The 19261-nt window shown below is 73.8% G+C and carries 19 protein-coding genes; 6 read left to right on the forward strand and 13 right to left on the reverse strand.

Annotated elements, in window-relative coordinates; translation table 11 throughout:
- The first annotated feature begins 11 nt into the window (after window positions 1-11).
- Window positions 12-1310 carry a TRAP transporter substrate-binding protein DctP gene (dctP, locus tag NI17_RS05735; protein WP_243597633.1) on the forward strand — a complete coding sequence of 433 codons (1299 nt, stop codon included), beginning with the start codon at window positions 12-14 and terminating at the stop codon, window positions 1308-1310.
- 64 nt (window positions 1311-1374) lie between these two features.
- On the opposite strand, the gene NI17_RS05740 is transcribed toward dctP, so the two are convergent.
- Entirely contained in the window at window positions 1375-2307 is a 933-nt protein-coding gene (locus NI17_RS05740) for an alpha/beta hydrolase (RefSeq protein WP_068692404.1), read from the reverse strand.
- A gap of 193 nt (window positions 2308-2500) precedes the next feature.
- On the opposite strand from NI17_RS05740, the gene NI17_RS05745 reads away from it, so the two are divergent.
- Window positions 2501-4471 (forward strand): oxidoreductase, encoded by a 1971-nt coding sequence (locus NI17_RS05745; protein WP_068692406.1) that lies wholly within the window; start codon window positions 2501-2503, stop codon window positions 4469-4471.
- Window positions 4472-5118: 647 nt separating this feature from the next.
- On the opposite strand, the gene NI17_RS05750 is transcribed toward NI17_RS05745, so the two are convergent.
- The 8 genes from NI17_RS05750 to NI17_RS05785 all read right to left on the reverse strand — a co-directional run bounded on the left by NI17_RS05750 (window position 5119) and on the right by NI17_RS05785 (window position 10777).
- Window positions 5119-6747: a flavin-containing monooxygenase gene (locus NI17_RS05750; protein ID WP_068692408.1), complete on the reverse strand. Its 1629-nt coding sequence runs from the start codon at window positions 6745-6747 to the stop codon at window positions 5119-5121.
- A gap of 201 nt (window positions 6748-6948) precedes the next feature.
- Window positions 6949-7314, reverse strand: a complete 366-nt coding sequence (locus tag NI17_RS05755; RefSeq protein ID WP_068692410.1) for a hypothetical protein — start codon at window positions 7312-7314, stop codon at window positions 6949-6951.
- The gene (locus tag NI17_RS05760) at window positions 7311-8294 is read right to left on the reverse strand and encodes an RNA polymerase sigma factor (RefSeq protein WP_243597634.1); all 984 of its coding nucleotides are present in this window, start codon (window positions 8292-8294) and stop codon (window positions 7311-7313) included. Before NI17_RS05760 ends, NI17_RS05755 begins: the two co-directional genes overlap by 4 nt.
- Window positions 8295-8353: 59 nt before the next feature.
- Window positions 8354-8950: a hypothetical protein gene (locus tag NI17_RS05765; RefSeq protein ID WP_068692412.1), complete on the reverse strand. Its 597-nt coding sequence runs from the start codon at window positions 8948-8950 to the stop codon at window positions 8354-8356.
- A 35-nt stretch (window positions 8951-8985) separates the two neighbouring features.
- Window positions 8986-9642, reverse strand: a complete 657-nt coding sequence (locus NI17_RS05770) for a DUF6286 domain-containing protein (protein WP_068692414.1) — start codon at window positions 9640-9642, stop codon at window positions 8986-8988.
- Between the two features lie 18 nt (window positions 9643-9660).
- The gene (locus NI17_RS05775; protein ID WP_084012692.1) at window positions 9661-10083 is read right to left on the reverse strand and encodes an Asp23/Gls24 family envelope stress response protein; all 423 of its coding nucleotides are present in this window, start codon (window positions 10081-10083) and stop codon (window positions 9661-9663) included.
- A complete protein-coding gene (locus tag NI17_RS05780) occupies window positions 10080-10259 on the reverse strand; it encodes a hypothetical protein (protein WP_068692416.1) in 180 nt (59 codons plus the stop codon). The genes NI17_RS05775 and NI17_RS05780 overlap by 4 nt, the downstream gene beginning before the upstream one ends.
- A gap of 41 nt (window positions 10260-10300) precedes the next feature.
- Window positions 10301-10777, reverse strand: a complete 477-nt coding sequence (locus NI17_RS05785) for an Asp23/Gls24 family envelope stress response protein (RefSeq protein ID WP_068692418.1) — start codon at window positions 10775-10777, stop codon at window positions 10301-10303.
- Between the two features lie 491 nt (window positions 10778-11268).
- Between NI17_RS05785 and NI17_RS05790 the strand changes: the two genes are divergently transcribed.
- The 4 genes from NI17_RS05790 (at window position 11269) to NI17_RS05805 (ending at window position 15297) form a co-directional block, all read left to right on the forward strand.
- Window positions 11269-12312 carry an iron-siderophore ABC transporter substrate-binding protein gene (locus NI17_RS05790; RefSeq protein ID WP_068692420.1) on the forward strand — a complete coding sequence of 348 codons (1044 nt, stop codon included), beginning with the start codon at window positions 11269-11271 and terminating at the stop codon, window positions 12310-12312.
- A gap of 74 nt (window positions 12313-12386) precedes the next feature.
- Window positions 12387-13403 carry a FecCD family ABC transporter permease gene (locus NI17_RS05795; RefSeq protein ID WP_068692422.1) on the forward strand — a complete coding sequence of 339 codons (1017 nt, stop codon included), beginning with the start codon at window positions 12387-12389 and terminating at the stop codon, window positions 13401-13403.
- Entirely contained in the window at window positions 13400-14446 is a 1047-nt protein-coding gene (locus NI17_RS05800) for a FecCD family ABC transporter permease (protein WP_068692424.1), read from the forward strand. The genes NI17_RS05795 and NI17_RS05800 overlap by 4 nt, the downstream gene beginning before the upstream one ends.
- A gap of 50 nt (window positions 14447-14496) precedes the next feature.
- Window positions 14497-15297 carry an ABC transporter ATP-binding protein gene (locus NI17_RS05805; RefSeq protein ID WP_199860093.1) on the forward strand — a complete coding sequence of 267 codons (801 nt, stop codon included), beginning with the start codon at window positions 14497-14499 and terminating at the stop codon, window positions 15295-15297.
- A 3-nt stretch (window positions 15298-15300) separates the two neighbouring features.
- On the opposite strand, the gene NI17_RS05810 is transcribed toward NI17_RS05805, so the two are convergent.
- From NI17_RS05810 to NI17_RS05825, 4 genes are all read right to left on the reverse strand, one after another.
- Window positions 15301-15807 (reverse strand): GbsR/MarR family transcriptional regulator, encoded by a 507-nt coding sequence (locus tag NI17_RS05810; protein WP_068692428.1) that lies wholly within the window; start codon window positions 15805-15807, stop codon window positions 15301-15303.
- A gap of 52 nt (window positions 15808-15859) precedes the next feature.
- Window positions 15860-16387, reverse strand: a complete 528-nt coding sequence (locus NI17_RS05815; protein ID WP_068692430.1) for a flavin reductase family protein — start codon at window positions 16385-16387, stop codon at window positions 15860-15862.
- A 424-nt stretch (window positions 16388-16811) separates the two neighbouring features.
- The gene (locus tag NI17_RS05820) at window positions 16812-17684 is read right to left on the reverse strand and encodes an LLM class F420-dependent oxidoreductase (RefSeq protein WP_119267542.1); all 873 of its coding nucleotides are present in this window, start codon (window positions 17682-17684) and stop codon (window positions 16812-16814) included.
- A 142-nt stretch (window positions 17685-17826) separates the two neighbouring features.
- Window positions 17827-19044, reverse strand: a complete 1218-nt coding sequence (locus tag NI17_RS05825; RefSeq protein ID WP_199860085.1) for a S8 family serine peptidase — start codon at window positions 19042-19044, stop codon at window positions 17827-17829.
- Between the last annotated feature and the right edge of the window lie 217 nt (window positions 19045-19261).

Genomic DNA, 19261 nt, shown 5'->3' on the forward strand with positions numbered 1-19261 from the left:
GGGGAGTCGTGGTGCCGACAACGAGGAGGAGCGGCGGGAGAGCACTGCGGGCGGCGGCGCTGCTGTCGGCCATGGCGCTCGTGGCCACCGGGTGCGCCGAGAGCGGCGGCTCCGGCGGCGGCGGTGGCGGCGGGCGGTCCGTCGACTACGGGGCGACCAAGGAGGAGTACGCCGCGGCGCTGGCGGACATGGAACCGGTGACGCTGACGATGCAGAGCACCGCGCCGAAGGGCGCCGCCACGGGGCGGCGCTTCGAGGAGTACGCCGCGGCGGTGGAGGAGTGGTCCGGAGGAAAGATCACCTTCGAGATCGCCTTCTCCAACGCCGTCGCCCCGCCGCAGGAGGTCGACGACGCGCTCGCCGACGGCCGCCTCGACGTCGGTTCGGTCCTGCCCTCCCTGGAACCGGCGGAGTTTCCCGCCAACAACGTCCTGTGGGACGTCAGCTTCGTCGGCCGCCAGACCCCGGTCGACGGGCTGCTGCAGTGGCACGGCGCGGTGCTGGAGACGGCCGCGCAACAGGAGGAGATCTACCGGGAGTTCGAGGACGCCGGGATGCACCTGCTGCTGCCCGCGTTCCAGTCGGGCGCGATCGCCTACTCCTGCTCCGAGCCGCGCGCCGACCTGGACTCCCTGGACGGCGTCACGGTCGCCTCGCAGAGCCGGGTGCAGAACGGCCAGGTGGAGGCGCTGGGCATGCAGCCGTCCACCGTCACCTACGCGGAGATGTTCGAGAGCCTGGAACGGGGCGTGGTCGACTGCACCCTCGGCACGTTCACCGTCGCCGCCCTGGGCGGATTCATCCCCTCCGCGCCCTACTTCGTCGTCGATCCGGAGGTCGGCTTCGCCAACGCGGGCGGGGCGATCGCCGTCAGCCAGAGCCGCTGGGAGTCCCTGCCGCTGGCCGCGCGGCAGCTGCTCTACGACCGCCTCGACGTGCTGCTGACCGCAAACTACGAGGCGACCTGGGACAACATCGCCGACGGGCTCACCCAGGTCGAGGAGAACGGCGGCGAGGTCCTGCCGCTGGCCGCGGACGCGCGGGAGAGGCTCGCCGAGCACAACGAGCAGGTCCTGGCCGAGGCGGCCGGAAACGACGCCGTCGGCGACGGCGGGGCGTTCGTCTCCGGACTGGAGGAGGCCCTGGAGTCCTGGGAGCAGAAGGTCCAGGAGTCGGGCGTTCCGAACGTGGACGTCGGCTACGACGCCTTCCTGGACTGGCACGCCCGGACCGACCCCGACCTGCAGCCCTACTTCGACCAACTGTGGAACGACGCGATGCGGCAGCGCCGCCCCGCCGGCGACGCCTGACGCGGCGCCGGCCCCGCGGCCGTCCGTGGTCCTCCCCCGCACGGGGAGGACCACGGAGCGCCCGCTAGGAGGAGCGGGCGAGCAGGTCCCGCAGCGCGGCGACGAGGTCGTCGACGGCCGCGCGCGCGGCGGGCACGGCCCCGGTGAGGCGGAAGAAGCCGTGGGTGAGGGACGGGTACTCGGCGAGGCTGACCCGCACCCCGGCCTCGCGCAGCCGCTCGGCGTAGGCGACCCCCTCGTCGTGCAGCGGGTCGTGTCCGGCGACGACGACGTGGGCGGGCGGCAGACCGCCCACGTCGACGGCGCGCAGCGGGGACGCGGCCGGCAGGTCGCGCCGCGCCGCGTCGGGCAGGTAGTGGTCCCAGAACCAGCGCATGGACTCCGCGCCGATGGGGAAGGCGTCGGCGTGGGTCCGGTAGGAGTCGCGGGTGAGGTCGTGGTCGGTCACCGGGTAGACGAGGACCTGGAAGTCCAGCGCGGGCCCGTGCTCGTCGCGGGCGCGCAGGGCGCAGGCCGCGGCGAGGTTGCCGCCCGCGCTGTCCCCGCCCACCCCGAGCGGACCGTCGCCGGCGATCGTGTCCGCCACGTGCCCCAGTACGGCGTAGGCGTCGTCGAGGGGGGTGGGGAAGGGGTGCTCGGGGGCGAGCCGGTAGTCGACGCTCACCACGGTCCAGTCCAGCCGGTCGGCGACGAACCGGCACAGTTCGTCGCAGTAGTCGAGGTCTCCGGTGACCCAACCGCCGCCGTGCAGGTAGACGAGCGTGGCGCGGGTCGGCCCGGCGGCGGGGGAGTAGACGCGTGCGCCGATCTCGGCGTCGGCCACGGGGACGCGGATGTCGGTGACCGAGTGCAGGGCGGGACCGCCGGAGCAGGCGCCGTGGCCCGCGACCACGCGGGCGCGCGCCTCCGCGGGGCTGATGGTGTGCAGGGGAGGGGCCGCCGCCGCGGCGGCGGTGGCCGCCAGGGCGGCGATCGCCGGATCCATGGGCGTGGTCATCGAGCCTCCAGAGGTCGCGGGCGGAACGGGGAGCGCCGGGGGACACCCGTCCCCGACGCGGAGACACCGGTTGTCCCGGCAGCAACAGAACAGTCTTTTGACCAATTTAATCCTAATGATAATAATAAATAACTGTCGGTGGGCACCCGTCCTGACGGAACCGGCCGACCGCACCCCCCGAAAGGTGCCTGTCATGGAAAAGTCGGACACGACGCAGTTCCCCCACCTGTTCACCCCGGTCCGCGTGGGCCGGATGGACCTGCCCAACCGGATCATGGCCACGCCGCACGCCACCCCGATCGGCAACCTGTGGAGCGCCGACGAGGCGGAGGCCGACCGCAACATCGCCTACTGGGCGGCGCGGGCCCGCGCCGGACTGGGCTGGGTGGGCGGAATCAGCGCCGCGCTGGAGAACCACCTGGTCCCCGGCTTCGAACCCACCGGCGTGGGCGCGACCGTCCACGGGGTGTTCCGCCTGCCCCACTTCCACGACCGCGTCCGCAAGCTCTCCGACACCCTGCACGAGGCCGGGGCCCGCGTCACCGCGCAGATCATCATGCAGGGCGGCATGCCGCACGGCCCCTCACCCGCCGTCACCGCCTACGTCGCCAACCAGGTGTCGCACGGACTCGACCGCGGCGAGATCGCCTGGTTCGTCGACGAGTACGCCGAGTCGGCCAGGCGCGGCCAGCAGGCCGGACTGGACGGCGTCGAACTGCACGCCAACCACGACGACCTGCTGGAGTGGTTCCTCTCCCCGGCCTCCAACCACCGTGACGACGCCTACGGCGGCGACCTCGCGGGCCGGATGCGCTTCATCACCGAGATCATCGACGCCGTCCGCGCCGAGGTCGGCCCCGACTTCACCCTGGGCGTGCGGATGAACCTCTACCAGACGCTCGACGGCGGCTACGACGCGGCCGGAGGCGTGGAGATCGCCAGGGCGCTGGAGGCCACCGGAAAGGTCGACTACCTGTCGCTGGCCGTGGGCGACAACTGGGGAGCGCCCAGCTACATCCAGCCCCACCACTACCCGCAGGCCCACTGGGCGGAGTTGGCCGCGCAGGTCAGGCGGGCCGTCTCCCTGCCCGTCGTCTACACCGGCCGGGTCACCGGCCCGCGGGCCGCCGAGGAGGTCGTCGCCAGGGGCCACGCCGACCTGGTCGGCATGGCCCGCGCGATCATCACCGACCCCGAGATCGTCGCCAAGGCGAAGGAGGGCCGCGTCCACGAGATCCGCCCGTGCATCGGCTGCAACGAGTGCATCCACCGCCGCCTCGTCGACAAGCTCCCCTTCGCCTGCGCGGTCAACCCGCACGCCTCCCGCGAGGTCGACGGCCCGCCGCCCCCGGCCCGGACCCCCAGGCGCGTGCTGGTGGTCGGCGGCGGCCCGGCGGGCATGGAACTGGCCGGACTGCTCGCCGAACGCGGACACCCGGTCACCCTGTGGGAGCGCGAGGCGGAACTGGGCGGCCAGATGCGCGTCGCGGCCCGCGCCACCGAGAACGCCGCCTACCGCGACTTCGTCATCTGGCAGGAGGACCGGCTGCGGCGAGCGGGTGTCAGGGTCGAGTTCGGCAGGAACGCCACCGCCCGCGACGTGATGGAGTTCGGCGCGGACGTGGTCGCCGTGGCCACCGGCGCCCAACCCCGGACGCTGCCGATCCCGGGCGCGGACGCGCCGTTCGTCGTCGACGGCCGCGACGTGATGACCGGAACGGCGCGGGTGGGCGGGCGCGTCGCGGTCATCGCCGCCGAGGACCACATGCAGCCGCTGACCATTGCCGGGTTCCTCGCCGACCGAGGCCACCGGGTCCACCTCGTCTACCAGACCCCCGGCCCGGCCCCGCTCGTCGGCAAGTACACCATCGGCGCCCCCCTGGCCAGGCTCACCGCGGCGGGCGCGGAGTTCACGTTCATGAGCCGGGTGGTGCGGATCGAGCGGGGACGGCTGGAGACCCGCAACGTCTACTCCGACGTCCCCGGCGAGGTCACCGGCGTCGACAGCGTGGTCATGGCCGCGGGAGGCCTCCCCGACGACGGCCTCTACCACGAGCTGAAGCGGGCGGGCCACCCCGACGTGCACCTGCTCGGCGACGCCTACGCGCCCCGGCGGATCACCTTCGCCACCCAGCAGGCCCACGCGCTGGCGGCGCTGGTCTAGGTTGGCGGGACCCGGGGAAGCCGCCGCTTCCCGGCGACCGCCCTCCACGCCGGGAGCACCGGGCACCCGGCAGGGAGCGGGGAGTCCCCTGCCGCCGTCTCCTCTCCCACGAGGAGACGGCGGCACGGGACCGGCTCTCCCGTTCCGGTCCCGGCCGTCCCGCGCCCGCCCGGTGAGAAGAGCGGAGCCTCCGGCTCCTCGGCAGGGCCGCGTGGACCACGCGGGCCCGGGCTTCCCAGGGCCCGAGAAGATCTCTTCGCGCGGCAGGTGAGTCCGGATGACCAGGTAGAACGGTCCGTCGGGAACCGGGAGCCGGTTCGCGGCGTTCTCCTGCGGCTTCCCCGGGCCGACCCCACCGCCACGTCTCGGACCTGGTCGGTCGGGCCCTTCTCCGACGACGCCCGGGGCGTCCTCCGGGAGACCGACGACACGCTGCGGGGCAGGTGCGCGCCGACCCGACGCCGGAGGAGGGCGACGCGTTCGGCCACGCCGGGTCCGGCGATCGGTACAGCGCGGACAGACCGGACATCTCCGACTGTACGCGGCGGATCTTCGAGGAGGTCTTCCCCGAATCCCGGCGCCGGTTCTGACGGTGGGGGCGTCCGACCCGGTTGCGCCCCGCCGTCGTCAGAACCACCGCGGTGGTGTCAGGAGAGCGCGAAGCCCTCGTAGCCGTCGGCGGCCACCTCGTCGCAGATCTTCCGGTAGCGGTGGAAACCGCCGACGTAGAGCATGAAGACGCGGGGCTTGCCGGGGACGTTGGCGCCCAGGTACCAGGAGTTGGCCACGGGGTAGAGGGTCTCGTCGGCGACCTCGTTGACGTGCTCCACCCAGGCGTCCTCCTTCTCCGGGACCGCCTCGGAGCGCACCAGGCCGTTCTTGAACAGGTACGCGATGTGGTCGGTCACCCATTCGACGTGCTGCTCGATGGAGACCAGCATGTTGCTGAGCGCCGAGGGGCTGCCCGGTCCCGCGATGAAGAACAGGTTGGGGAACCCGGCGGTGGACAGGCCCAGGTAGGTGCGCGGCCCCGCGGCCCACTTCTCCCTCAGGGACACGCCGCCGACCCCGCGGATGTCGATCTTGAACAGCGCGCCGGTGAGCGCGTCGAATCCGGTCGCCAGCACCAGGGCGTCGAGTTCGTACTCCCGCTCGCGGGTCCGCACCCCCGTGCGGGTGATCCTGTCGATCGGTGCGGACAGCGTGTCGACCAGGTGCACGTTGTCCCGGTTGAACATGTCGTAGTAGCCGATCTCCAGGATGAGGCGCTTGGTCCCGAACGGGTAGCCCTGGGGGACGAGCCGCTCCGCCACCTCGGGGTCGCGCACCAGGCCGCGGATCTTGTCGCGCACGAAGTCGGCGACCCGCTCGTTGGCGTCCCGGTCGCGCAGGACGTCGCGGTAGGCGGCCAGGATGTCGGGACCGCCCTTCTCCCAGTACCTCTCCAGGGTCTCCACCAGCTCGTCCTCGCTGACCTCCAGCGCGGACTTCGGCCCCTGGTAACGGTGGGTGCCGCCGGAGCTGTTGCGGGCCTCCTCGCGGTACTCGGCGTAGCGCGACTTCAGGTCGGCGAGGAACTCCGGGTCCAGCGGCGCGTTGCGGGCGGGCATGGCGAAGTGCGGGGTGCGCTGGAAGACGAACAACTCCGCGGCCTGCTTGGCGATCTGCGGGCTCACCTGGATGCCGGAGGAGCCGGTCCCGATGACGCCGACGCGCCTGCCGGAGAAGTCCACCTCCTCGTGCGGCCAGTTCCCGGTGTGGTAGAACTCCCCGGCGAAGTCGTGCAGGCCGGGGATGTTTGGAAGCTGGGCGACCGACAGTTGGCCGCTGGCCATGACGAGATGGCGGGCGGTGACCCGGTCGCCCCGGTCGGTCTCGACCGTCCAGGTGTCGGAGTCCTCGTCGAAGGCCGCCGCGGTCACCCGGGTGTTGAAGGTGATTCCGCTGCGCAGGTCGAACTTGTCGGCGACGAAGTTGATGTAGCGGAGGATCTCCGGCTGCGCCGCGTAGCGCTCGCTCCAGTTCCACTCCTGGACGACTTCCTCGGAGAACGAGTAGCAGTACTCGATGCTCTCGATGTCGCACCGCGCGCCGGGGTAGCGGTTCCAGTACCACACGCCGCCCACGTCGTCGGCGGCTTCGACGACGTGGGCCGTGCGGCCCAGTTCCCGGAGGCGGTACAGGGCGTACAGGCCGGAGAAGCCGGCTCCCACGACCAGAACGTCCACTTCTTCGGGTGGTTGTCGACGAGAGGCGACAGACTGCTGTCCGGCCATGGTTCTCCTTTGGTGCGGACCGTCAAACAATGCGCATGAATGCTAACAATATTACTGTTGGTGGTGAAGGGTCCTTGGACCCTGACTTCGGCCCCTCCGGACCAGCGCCGCAGGTGCCGGGGACCGCTCCGGCAACCGGGGGGCGGTTGCGCCGCGGTCGCGGCCCGGAACGCGACCGCGCCGGGGTGCACACGCCGCCGGTCAGTCGGCGGCGGTGGCGGCCGGGGCGGGGAGCGCGATCCGGGTGACGACGACGGACACCGAGACGGGCGCGAGATAGGCGGGACCGGTGAGGAGCCGGGTGGTCACCGAGGCGCGCACCGCGCGGGCGACGTCCAGGGCGCGGAGGCGTCCGTCCAGGACGCACCGCACCTCCACGTGCCAGCCGTCGGGCCGGTCGACGCGGACGTCCGCCTCCTCCGCGTCGACCGTGTGGTCGCAGCGCCGTCGGGCGCCGTCCCCGTCGGGCGGTTCCCCGGGCCGGGGCTGCAGACCGACGACACCGGGAACGGCGAGCGCCACCCGCGCCGCGGTCTCGGCGATCTGCTGTGCCGTGGTTGTGCTCACCGCTCCTCTCCGGGAACTCCGGGCGGCGGTTCCAACAGGTCGACGATCTCCAGGTCCACGCCGTCCAGGTCCAGGCCGAGGATACGCTCGGCGGAGCCGAGGACGCTGAGGCGGGTCCGCCGGGCCGGTCCGGCCAGGGGAGCGTGCGGCGCGACGGCCAGGGTCATGGCCGCGCGGACCCGCCCGTCCCGCAGGGTGAGGCGGCAGCCGGCGGCGCGCACGCCGGCGACCGAGTCGGCCGCCGCGCGCAGCACCCTGGCCGCGGCCGTGTCGAGGAGCCACAGCTCCTCCCCGGGGTCCCCCAGCGGCAGCGGTCGGCCGGGAGCGGCGACGGCGCGGACGGCGGCCACCACCCGGTCGGCGAGCGCGTCCCGGTCGACCGCCGTCGGCCGTTCGCGCAGGCGGCGGGCGGCCTCCGCCAGCCGGTCCGGTGCGGCGGCGGGGCCCGCCCCGGCCAGGAGGCGGTGTGCCCGCAGCAGCCGGGCGCGCACGGTCCGCTCGCCGCTGCGCGTGGCGTAGGCGACCTCGTCGAGGGAGAGTTCCTGCAGTTCGTGCAGTACCCAGCAGGCGCGCTGCCCGGGCGGGAGCAGGGTGAGGGCGCGGGCGAGGGCGTCCTCGGCGGGAAGTGGGCGCTCGGGGACGCCGCCGGGCTCGGGGGAGGAACGGCCGCGCGTGGCGTTGCGGAACCGGTCGGTGACGGCTCGGTGCATCCAGACGCCGAACGCGCGGTCGCGGAGCAGCTCCGGCAGGCGCTGCCAGGCGCCGACGAACGCCTCCTCGACGGTGTCCTCGGCGGCCGCCCGGTCGCCGAGCAGCCGGTGGGCCAGCGCGACCACGGCCGCGCCGTGGCGGCGCACCAGCTCGGCGAAGGCGTCGTCGTCTCCCTCGGCGGCCCGGACGGTGAGCAGCCGGTCGTCCGGGCGGGCGGTCTCGGCCGCGGCGGCCGTCTCCCCACCGCGAATCAGGGGCCTGTCGCCCATTCTCACTCCTTTGCGTCCTCGGCCGGTTCGGTGCGGGGCGTCGCCGCGCGGCGGCGGGGCTACTCGGCGCGCCGGGTGCGGTGCCGTGCGACCCGGAACCGCGCCTCGGCGGGCAGGGCGTCCCAGCCGGTGGAGTGGACGGCGCGCCGTAGCGGCCCCGACCACAGGCGGCGCAGTACCGCCATCGGCGCTCCGCGCGGGGTGAGCGTGACGGCGACCAGTGCTCGGGGGCGCCGGGCTCCGCCGGTGATCCGGGCGCGGGCACGGTCGACATCCGGCAGTCGGGCGGTGTCGTCGGCGATGGCGTCGGCCAGCGCGCCGCCGTCCAGGGTGGTGCCGCCGTCCGGGGTGGTGCCGCCGGGCGGCGGTATCTCCAGGTCGGGCTGCCCGCGGCGGCCCAGGAGCCACCACAGCGCCAGTAGTGCCAGGAGCACGGTCGGGACCAGCCACCACCAGAACTGGTCGGTGAGGCCGGTCAGGGCGGCGCGGTCGAGCAGCGTCCCGCGCGGGTTCGACCAGGGCCACCCGCCGGGGAGCGCGAGGCCCCAGCGCCGGTAGAGGTCCAGGCCGCCGGCGAGCGCGAGAAGGCCGCCGACCAGCAGGACGAGGCCGATCAGGGCCAGCAGGATCCGGTTGGTCGCGGTGCGTGTGTTCATCGGCCTCCTCCGATCCGTGTGTCCTGCCGCGCCGGTCAGCGCAGCCGCCGCGTGCGCACGGCGATCCGCGGGGTACGCGCCGGTCCGAGGGCGTCGACCTGTTCGCGCAGCACGTCCGTCACCTCGCCGCGGACCTCGCGCGGGTCGCGGAAGCGCACGTCCACCCGGGCGCGGACGCGGCGTCGGCCCACGCGCACCCGGACCCGGCCCACACCGGGAACGCGCATGAGCGCGTCGCGGAGCAGCAGGGCCGCGCCCGCGCGGTCCAGATAGGCGTCCGTCGGGTTGGGAGCGTCCCCGGGCGCCGCCAGGGGCAGCCAGTTGCGCAGGCCCGGGGTGAGGGCGATCACCAGCAGCCACACCCCCACAGCCGCGGCGACGGCGGCACCCGCGAGCACCCAGGGGTCGCCCAGGGGGCGGGTGGTCAGTTCCTCGGTCAGGCCGAGGAGCCAGTTGCCCGTCGCGGCTCCGGCCCACACGGCGGCGGCGCCGTAGAGCAGGGCCGTGCAGGCGGCCAGCACCGCCAGCGCCACCAGCGCCGCCGGGATGTCCCGCCGCGACCACAGCCTCCGCGACCGGTGCGGTCGGAGGTCCGGCACGGCGGAGGCGCCCGCGTCGGTGGGGCCCGGTGCGGGCTCCCGTACCGAAGCGGCGGGAGAGGCGTTCGGGGACGGCGGGCGGTCCAGGGTCATGGCGTGCTCCTGACCGGGTCAGCGGACGCGTCCGCGGCCGGGGCCGCCGGTGAGGACGAGACGCCGGACGGTGAGGGCGGTCTCGTCCACGGCCAGGCCGGTCAGCGCGGTGACCCGTCGGTTGATCCGATCCTGCAGGTCGCCTGCGGCACGGGCGATGTCGACGGGGTAGGGCAGGTCGAGGGCGAGCGTGACCTGGGCCGAGTCGCCGATCACGGTCGCCGACGCCTCGGGCTCGCCGAGTCCGAGGCGGTCCGGTGGCGCGTCGAACCGCTCCTCCAGCGCCTCCCGGGCGGCGCTGGCCGCGATCTTGGCCACCACCCGGTCGGAGACCGTGGTCGCGCCCCGCTCGGCGGGCGGCGGAAGACTTCCGGCGGGTTCCTGTCCACCTGGAGGGGCCGGTGCCGGGACGACCGGTCCGGTGGAAGGCGCCGCCGTCACCGCCGCCCCCACTGCCGGGTGAACTCGCCCACGTCGATGGTGCCGCTCAGGGCGAGGCCGGCCACCAGACCGACCGCTCCGAGTACGGCCACCAGCAGGAACGCCCAGAACCCGCCGAACGCGCCGGCGAAACCCAACGCCATGCCGGCGGCCAGGCCCACGGTCGCTCGGTTCATCACTCACTTCTTCCTGTCTCGCTGCGGGTGTGCGTCGCGGCCTACTCCACGCGGCCCTCGGACTCCTCTTCCTCCTCGTCGGGCAGGTGGACGTCGTCCACGGCGATGTTGACCTCGACGACGTCCAGACCGGCCATGCGCTCCACGGCCGAGATCACGCTGCTGCGCACGTCCCGGGCGACGTCCATGATGGGGACGCCGTACTCGACGACGACGTTCAGGTCCACGGCCGTCTGCCGCTCCCCGACCTCGACCTTCACCCCGCTCGAGACGCTGCGCTGGCCGCCGCCGGGAACACGCTCGCGCATGGCTCCCAGGGCGCGGCTCGTGCCGCCGCCGAGGGTGTAGATGCCGGGCACCTCGCGGGCGGACATGCCCACGATCTTCTCGACCACGCCGTCGGCGACGGAGGTCCTGCCGCGCTCGGCGGCCGGGACCTCGGTTCCCGTACGCTGCTGCGGCGCGCGCTCCTTGCGGCTCTCGCCCTGCTCGCTGCGGGTGGCGGTGGGGTTTGCCATGTCCTCTCCTCGGTCGTTCCGGTCGCCTCCACAGGGACTGCTGACCCGGTCGCACCGGGACTCTCACAACCGGGCGTACGTTTTGGGTAATGCTTCGACGATGGCGGCGGTCGCAGGGGCGCGGACACCCGGGGGACCACCGTGGGGACGGGGTCCGGCCACCGCACGCGGGCCGCCGCCCCGGCGGTGTGCGCGGGGGCTCGACGGGCACGGAGCGGGTCGGCGGGTGCCGGGCGCGGTGGGAACTCCGACTCCGGTCCGGTCTGCTCCTCGGGTCGGCGGGCCGCACCACCGCTACGGCTTCAAAATTTTTGAAATCCAAACCAGCTAAGGTTAGACTTACCTTTGTTTGCGGCGTATTGTTCGCTTTTGTCTGGATTTTGGTGGTTGCTTCCTCAACTTCCCCGGTGGAAGCGGCCGCCCCCGTGACGGGTCCGCCCCCGTCCCCGGCGAAGGCGCAGCCTCCCATCGCAGCGAAGAAAGAAGCGAGCATGCACTCGAAGCTCCGTACCCTGACCCGCCGCGTCGGCGGCGCGGGCACCGCCACCGTCCTGGCCCTCGGGCTGGCCGCCTGCGGCGGATCCGACACGGGCGGCGGCGGGGAGTCCGCCGCCTCCGCCGACGGCGCGTTCCCGGTCAGCATCGACAGCGCCCTGGGCACCGCGGAGATCACCGAGGCCCCCGAACGCGTCGTCACCCTGGGGCAGGGATCCGCCGAGACCGCCATCGCGCTCGGCACCGTCCCCGTCGGCATCGAAAGCTACGAGTGGGGCAGCGACGACACCGGCTACCTACCGTGGATCCACGAGGCCGTCACCGAGGCGGGAGAGGAACTGCCCGTCCAGTTCACCGGCGGCCAGGACATCGACTTCGAGACGATCATCGAACTGCAACCCGACGTCATCCTCGCCCCCTGGTCGGGCATCACCCAGGAGCAGTACGACGTCCTCAGCGACATCGCCCCCACCGTCGCCTACCCCGACCTGCCGTGGAGCACCGACTGGGACCAGCAGATCGAGATCGTCGGCGAGGCGCTGGGCCAGAGCGAGGAGGCCCAGGGGCTGATCGACGACATCGAGCGGCAGTTCGAGGAGGCCGCCGCCACCCGCCCCGAGTACGCCGGCCTCACCTTCTCCTACATCTACACCGACGGCCCCGGCACCCTCGGCGTCTTCATGCCCGACGAGCAGCGCGTGGCCATGGTGCGCGGCCTCGGACTCCAGGTCGACCCGGTCGTGGAGACCCTGCCCGAGACCGAGGGCACCGACTCGGCGGTCATCGGCCTGGAGAACGCCGACAAACTCGCCGACAGCGACCTCGTCTTCACCTTCTACTCCGACCCCCAGACCCGCGAGGAGATCGAGGCGCAGGAACTGTACGCGGCGATCCCGGCGATCGAACGCGGATCGGTGGTGGCCAGCGACGACCCCTCTTTCGTCACCGCCTCCTCCATCATCAACCCGCTCACCGTGCCGTGGGTGCTGGACCGCTACATCCCCCTCATCGACGAGGCGGTCGCCAACCTCGACCGCTGACCGGACCAGGCGCGCGGCCCGACGCGGACCGGGCCGCGCGCGACCGACACACCCCCGAGACCCCGAAGGCGATCGTGACCACGACAACGGCGCCACCCCAGACCGGAACCGCCCGCACCACCCTGCTGCTCGGCGGCGCGGCCGCCGCCCTCGCCGGGGCGCTCCTGCTCAGCCTCGCCGTGGGCAGCAAACCCACGGCCCCCGACCAGGTGTGGGCGGCGCTCACCGGCACGGCCGACCCCCACACCACCGCCGTGGTGGAAAGCCGTCACCCCCGCACCGCGCTGGGCGTCCTCGCCGGAGCGGCCCTGGCGCTGGCCGGACTCCTCATGCAGGGCATCACCCGCAACCCGCTCGCCGACCCCGGCCTGCTCGGCGTCAACGCGGGCGCGGCGGCGGCCGTGGTCACCGCCACCGCGATCCTCGGACCGGCCTCCACCGCGGCGACGGTCTGGTGGGCACTGCCCGGCGCGCTGGCGGCCGGGCTGGTCGCCTACTCCGTGGGCGGCCGGGAGAGCGGCGGCGGAACGGTCCGCCTGGTCCTCGCCGGAGCGGTGGTCTCGGCCGTGCTCACCGCCTACGTCCAGGCGGTCTCCCTGAACATGCCCGAGGTCTTCGACAGCTACCGCTACTGGGTGGTGGGTTCCCTGGCGGGCCGCGGCTTCGACGCGGCCGTCGCGGTGCTGCCCTTCGTCGCCGTCGGCGCACTGCTGGCCCTGCTGCTCGCGGGCGGACTGAACGCGCTGGCGCTCGGCGAGGAGACCGCCACCTCCCTCGGCGCCAACCCCGTGCTCGTGCGGTCGGGCGGACTGGTCGCCGCCACCCTGCTGGCCGCGGGCGCCACCGCCGCGGCCGGACCGATCGCGTTCGTCGGCCTGGCCGTCCCGCACGTGGTGCGCGCCCTGGTCGGCGGCGACTTCCGCCACCAGGTGCCCCTCGCGCTGCTCGCGGGACCCGCCCTGCTGCTGCTCGCCGACGTCGTGGGCCGCTTCGTGCTGCGCCCCACCGAGCTGATGGTCGGCGTGGTCACCGCGTTCGTCGGCGCCCCCTTCCTGTTCTACGCGGTACGCCGGATGCGGGAGACGCCATGAGCACGGTCCGTGGGGCGCCGCCGCTGCTGCGCGTGGGAAACGCCGTGGCGCTGCCGCTGCACCCGCGCTCCCTGCTGTGGACGCTCGTCCTGCTGGCCGCCCTCCTGGCCGCCGCCGCGGCCACCCTCTCCCTGGGCCGCCTGGGTATCCCCGCCACCGAACTGGTGGACGCGCTCACCGGCGACACCACCCCCGCCCAGGAGTTCGTGCTGCGCCGACTGCGCGGCCCGCGCCTGGTCGTGGCGCTGGGCACCGGCGCCGCCCTGGGGCTGGCCGGGGCGCTGTTCCAGTCCGTCACCCGCAACCCGCTGGGCAGCCCCGACGTCATCGGCCTGAACGCGGGCGCCGGGGCCGGAGCCGCGCTGGTCGCCCTGGCCCTCCCCGGAGTCGTCCCGGTGCCGCTGGGCGCGCTGCTGGGCGCGGTGCTCGCCGTGGTCGTCGTGGCGACGGTGACCGGGACCGGGCTGCGCCACCCCGGACGGCTCATCGTCGCGGGCATCGGCGTGGCCGCGATGGCCTCCGCCCTCACCCACTTCGTGGTCGCGGCGCTGGCCCGCGACCAGGCGAGCGTCCTGTACGCCTACGTCAACGGCAGCCTCTCGGCCCGCTCCTGGGAGCACGCCCTGACGATCTGGCTGACGCTGGCCCTGGCCGCGCCGCCGCTCGCCGCCCTGGCCCGACCGGTCGCGCTCAACGAGATGGGCGACGAGCTCGCCGACAGCCTCGGCGCCCGCGCCGCCGCCACCCGCGCCGCCGCGATCACGCTGTCGGTGGTGCTGTCGGCCGCGGCGGTCGGCGTCGCCGGACCGATCGCGTTCGTGTCGCTGACCGCACCGCAGATCGCGCGGCGCCTCACCCGGGCCGCCGGTCCCAACCTGGTGGTGTCGGCACTGGTCGGCGCGCTGATCCTGGCCCTGGCCGACCTCGCCGTGCAGCAGGTCCCCCTCGGGGAGGGACTGCCGGTCGGTATCGTGACCCTGGCCGTGGGCGGCGTCTACCTGGGTTTCCTGCTGGTACGTGAGTGGCGTAGGGGAGTGCTTTGAACGAGACCGCGATCAACGGGGAGCCGTCCGCCGCGACGACCGCCACGCCGGTGCGGACCGCGCCGTCCGGGCGGGGACTGCGCGCCGAGCGGCTCACCCTCGGTTACGGCGGCGACCCGGTGGTGCGCGACCTCGACCTGGAGATCGCCGAGGGTGAGTTCGCGGCGATCGTCGGCCCCAACGGCTGCGGCAAGTCCACCCTGCTCAAGGCGCTGGGCCGGGTGCTGCGCCCGGCCTCCGGACGGGTACTGCTGCACGGCCGCGACATCCGTGCCCAACGCGCCAAGGCGGTGGCGCGGCAACTGGCGCTGCTGCCGCAGAACCCGGCCGTCCCCGAGGGCATCACGGTGCGCGCCCTCGCCGCGCGCGGCCGCTATCCGCACCACACCCTGCTGAGGCAGTGGAGCCCCGACGACGAGGCGGCGATCGGCGAGGCACTGGAGCTGACCGGGTTGACCGACCGCGCCGACGTCTCCGTCGACGCCCTGTCCGGCGGCCAGCGGCAGCGGGCGTGGGCCGCCATGGTGCTCGCCCAGCGCACCGGGACCGTGCTGCTGGACGAGCCCACCACCTTCCTCGACATCGCCCACCAGTACGACCTGCTGGAGCTCTTCGCCGACCTGCACAGGAGGGGACGCACGGTCGTCGCGGTGCTGCACGACCTCGCCCAGGCGGCCCGCTTCGCGGGTCGGCTGATCGTCATGGACTCCGGGCGCGTGGTCGCCGACGGCGCCCCCGGCGAGGTGCTCACCGCCGAGCTGGTGCGCCGGGTGTTCGGCCTGGCCTGCGACGTGATCCCCGACCCGCGCACCGGGACCCCGCTGGTGATCCCGCACGAGCGGCGGCGCTGAGCGTCACCGCCGCGGAGCCGCGGCGTCGCGCCGCTCCTTGTACTCCTCCCAGTGGGCCAGCAGCGTGTCGTGGTACCCGTCGAGCCAGACCATGTAGTCGCGCATGTTCACCAGTCGGGCGCGGCCGGCCGGACCGAGGCCGTCACCCAGCCGGTCGAGCGCGGCCTGCGCGAGGTCGCGCTGTCGGCGCAGGTAGCCGCGTTCGTTGCGGAGGAAGTTGCCCCACACGTCGTCGCCCATCGCGACCAGGCGGTGGCGCTGCCCGGGGGCCTGGACCTGCCGGACGAACCCGAGTTCCTCCAGACGCCGCACCGCGGTCGACACCGACCCCCGGCTGACCTGGGCGCCGTCGGCGATCTCCGCGGCGCTCACCCCCTCGCGGTCGGACAGCAGCAGGTAGCCGACGATGCGCCCCTCGGCCTTGGACCGCCCCTGGGACTGCCAGTACTCGGCGAACCGCCGAACGAAGTCGGACCGGAACACGTCCTCGTTTCCCGCGGTGTCCGACATGCCGCCCAGGATAGACCACCGCCGGGCGGAGCACCGGAGGGCGGAACGCCCCTCACAGCGCGGTGAACCCGCCGAAGGAGCCCCGGTGGTACAGCAGCGGCGGCCGGGAGGAGTCGTGCACGGAGCTGTGCACCACCCGGCCCACCACCAGCCAGTGGTCGCCGATGAGGTGGGTCTCGTGGCGGTGGCACACCAGCCGCGCGGTGCCCCCCTCCAGCGCGGGCACCCCCTCCACGTCGTAGGACCAGCGGGTCGGCGGGGCGAAGCGCTCCGCGCCCCGGGCCGCGAAGCGCGAGGCCAGGTCGGCCTGGTCCTCGCCCAGCAGATGCACCCCGAACACCCGCGCCCGGCTCAGCCGTGCCCAGGTGGCGGAGTCGGCGGCGGCGTAGAAGGAGACCAACGGCGGGTTGAGGCTCACGCTGGTGAAGGACGTGGCGGTCAGGCCGACCGGTTCGCCCGCGACGTCGGCGGTGACGATGACGACGCCCGCGGGGTGGTGTCGCAGGAGTTGCCGGAACCGGTCGGCGCGGACCGGGGGACGCGGAGTCGCCGGGCGCGCGGCGGTGTCGGGATTGCCCACAGCGGACCTCCTCGAAGTGCGGTCTGGCGACGGCCAGGGCGGTTTTCACCAACCGCGAGTCTAAGAGCCGGTGATCCCACGACCGGCGGCCGGTGGGGCTGTTGGCACTCGCGTCGGGGCCCGGGCGGGGCACCGCGGGGGACGCGGCGCTGGCACGCCCCGACCGACCGCACCTCCACCCGGCCCGTGGTTCGAGATGTCCTTCTGGCTGGTCCGCCGGTGGAGGCGCGGGTGGGTCGGCGCCGGGGCACTTCCCCACTCCGTCGCCAGCCCACCCCCTCCGGCGGAGCCCTCCCGCACCGCTTCCCACCCATCCCCCGGGGGTGGCGGGGACTCCTGGAACTCTCCCCTCGGGCCGAGGCCACCTGGAGACTCCTCTCCCCTCGACCTCCCGGTACCGGCCCCAGGCCCCCTGGGGCCGGGGTCAGAGCTCCCGCAGCCCCGGAACGATCCGCTCGCCGAGCCGCGACACCCAGGAGGCCGGATCGGGGCCCGCCGAGGAGACCCACACCTGCTCCACGCCGAGCGCGGCGTAGGACTCCATCTTCCTCAGGAAGGCGTCCGGCGCGTCGAGCGGGTCGGCGGGGACGAGGACGGTCCGGGTGATGTCGGCGGGATCGCGGCCCTCGGCCGCGCAGTGGCGGGCGAGCACGTCGAACTTGTGCGTCAGCCCCTCCACACCCAGGTCGAAGAGATTGCACGCGTCGGCGTGGCGGGCGACGAGCCGCAGGGTCTTCCTCTCCCCGCCGCCGCCGACGAGGATCGGCGGGCGGGGCCGCCGCAGCGGGCGGGGCGAGCAGAGGGTCTCGGCGAGCCGGTAGTGGCGCCCGGTGAACGGGCCGTTGTCGCCGCTCCACATCTGCCGACAGATCAGCAGCGTCTCCTCCAACCGCTCGAACCGCTCCGCGACCGGCGGGAACGGCACGCCCAGGCCGAGGTGCTCACGCTCGTACCAGGCCGCCCCGACACCGAGGAACGCCCGCCCGCCGGAGAGGACGTCGAGGGTGGCGACGGTCTTGGCGAGCAGACCGGGATGCCGGTAGGTCACCCCGGTCACCAGCAGCCCCAGTTCCAGACTCCGGGTGTGCGCGGCGAGGAACCCGAGCGAGGTGTAGCCCTCCGGCATCGGATCGTCCGCGGACAGACCGGGGATCTCCATCTGGAACCAGTGGTCCATCAGAGTGAGGGCCGAGCAGCCGCCGTCCTCCGCGGCCCGGGCGGTGGCGGCCAGGACCGGAGCCAGCGCCTCCGCCCCACCGGTCACGGCCAGGTTGACAAGGTGGACTCCGAGCCTCACAAGAACGCCTTCCGGTCGGCGGCCTCCGGGAGGACTTTCATGCTATGCCGACCTCCTCGCCGATCCGGCGCCCCGTCCTCCCGAGGAACAGAGCCGCTGTCCGCACCATCCGCTCCGGTGCCGTCTTCGGCCGGTGTACGGGTCAGCGCGGCGCGGGCACGGTGTCCAGGGCGCGCGGGGTGACGGAGCGGGCCAACCGGGAGGCGGACTCCGCGTCGACCAGTCCCGCGCCGGCCGCTCCGTCGTGCCCCGGTCCCGCGTGCTGACCGGTGTGGCTGACCCCCTTCCGCACGTCACGGGTCGAGGACTTCAGGATCTCCTTGACCAGTTCCGGGGACAGGCCGGGCCGGATCTGCTTGAGGAGCGCGCACACGCCCGCGACCTGCGGTGATGTCGCGCTGGTGCCGCTGATCACAGCCCAGTCGTCGCTGGGGGCGGTCTGGTCGCCCACCGGGAAGGCGCTGCCGGACAGGGTGGTGTCGGTCTCGCAGCCCGGCTGCACCGGCAGCATGATGTAGATGCCTCTGGGCTGCTGTCCGACCAGGCCGCACACGTCGGGCACGTGCCGCCCCGGGTAGATGAGGCTGTCGAAGCTGCTGGCGTAGTCGGAGGCCATCAGGTCGAAGTCCGAATCCACCACCGCCGCCTGCGCGTAGACGCCGCCGACCGCGATCACCTCCGGCATCATCGCGGGGAAGGCGACGTGTCCGTTGCCCGCGGAGAAGCACACCGTGATTCCGCGGTTGCGCACCGCGTCGCGCACGGCGAGTTCCAGCGGTTTGAGGTGGTTGGGCAGCGCCCCCAGCCCGGGCAGGTGGTAGCCCCAACTGTTGGTGATCACCGCCGAATGCAGGTCGGCGGCGGCCTCGAAGGCCGGGGTGGGGTTGCCGCCCATCTTCACGCCGACGAAGTCGACGTCGCGCGCGGTGGCGAAGACGTTGGCCGCCTCGGCGGTGCCGTGGCCGTTCTCGTCGTCCTCGATGTGCACGGCGTCGGGCGCCAGGGTCGCGGTGTAGTTGTAACCGTGCCACGCGTAGAACGGGTGCCGGTAGAAGCCGGTGTCGGTCACGGCCACGAGCACGCCGCGCCCGGTGGCGCCGCGTTCGTGCACCCCCGAGGAGCGCAGCATGACCGACACGTCGTCGGGTACCCGCAGGTGGAAGTAGGAGGGCTGCGGGGGCAGCGGCGTGTCGAAGAACAGCGGCGGCGCCTGGGGGTAGGCCCGCTCGACCAGCGGGGCCAGTGAGTCGGGCAGGGTGAACGGCGCGTCCGGGGAGTGGAAGAGGTAGTTGACGGACTCCCCGGCGCGGGGGATGTCCTCGACCGCTCCCCGGTACACGGGTTGGGTGCGCTGCTCCACCCGGGTGCTGAACGTCTCCTGCCACAGCGACCGCGACCCCTCCCCGCTGACGGAGTACCTGCCGACGTGGCGGATGGTGAAGCCGAGCCGCTGGAGTTCGAGCGCGGCCTCGGTGGCGCGCCCGGGCGGGGCTCCAGTTCTTCGAGGGAGGCCGTCCGGGTGGTGGACTCGTCGAACACCGAGACGTCACCCCGGGGGCGTACGGCGGCCTCGAAGT

This window comes from Thermobifida halotolerans, assembly GCF_003574835.2.
Lineage (GTDB): Bacteria > Actinomycetota > Actinomycetes > Streptosporangiales > Streptosporangiaceae > Thermobifida > Thermobifida halotolerans.

What these genes read in the sequence shown, in the direction of transcription:
- NI17_RS05760 (WP_243597634.1), bottom strand. Translation starts at nt 8,294, where the DNA reads ATGGGCGACAGGCCCCTGATTCGCGGTGGGGAGACGGCCGCCGCGGCC.
- NI17_RS05785 (WP_068692418.1), bottom strand. Translation starts at nt 10,777, where the DNA reads ATGGCAAACCCCACCGCCACCCGCAGCGAGCAGGGCGAGAGCCGCAAG.
- NI17_RS05810 (WP_068692428.1), bottom strand. Translation starts at nt 15,807, where the DNA reads ATGTCGGACACCGCGGGAAACGAGGACGTGTTCCGGTCCGACTTCGTT.
- NI17_RS05800 (WP_068692424.1), top strand. Translation starts at nt 13,400, where the DNA reads ATGAGCACGGTCCGTGGGGCGCCGCCGCTGCTGCGCGTGGGAAACGCC.
- NI17_RS05780 (WP_068692416.1), bottom strand. Translation starts at nt 10,259, where the DNA reads ATGAACCGAGCGACCGTGGGCCTGGCCGCCGGCATGGCGTTGGGTTTC.
- NI17_RS05745 (WP_068692406.1), top strand. Translation starts at nt 2,501, where the DNA reads ATGGAAAAGTCGGACACGACGCAGTTCCCCCACCTGTTCACCCCGGTC.
- NI17_RS05750 (WP_068692408.1), bottom strand. Translation starts at nt 6,747, where the DNA reads ATGGCCGGACAGCAGTCTGTCGCCTCTCGTCGACAACCACCCGAAGAA.
- NI17_RS05740 (WP_068692404.1), bottom strand. Translation starts at nt 2,307, where the DNA reads ATGACCACGCCCATGGATCCGGCGATCGCCGCCCTGGCGGCCACCGCC.
- NI17_RS05770 (WP_068692414.1), bottom strand. Translation starts at nt 9,642, where the DNA reads ATGACCCTGGACCGCCCGCCGTCCCCGAACGCCTCTCCCGCCGCTTCG.
- NI17_RS05790 (WP_068692420.1), top strand. Translation starts at nt 11,269, where the DNA reads ATGCACTCGAAGCTCCGTACCCTGACCCGCCGCGTCGGCGGCGCGGGC.
- NI17_RS05765 (WP_068692412.1), bottom strand. Translation starts at nt 8,950, where the DNA reads ATGAACACACGCACCGCGACCAACCGGATCCTGCTGGCCCTGATCGGC.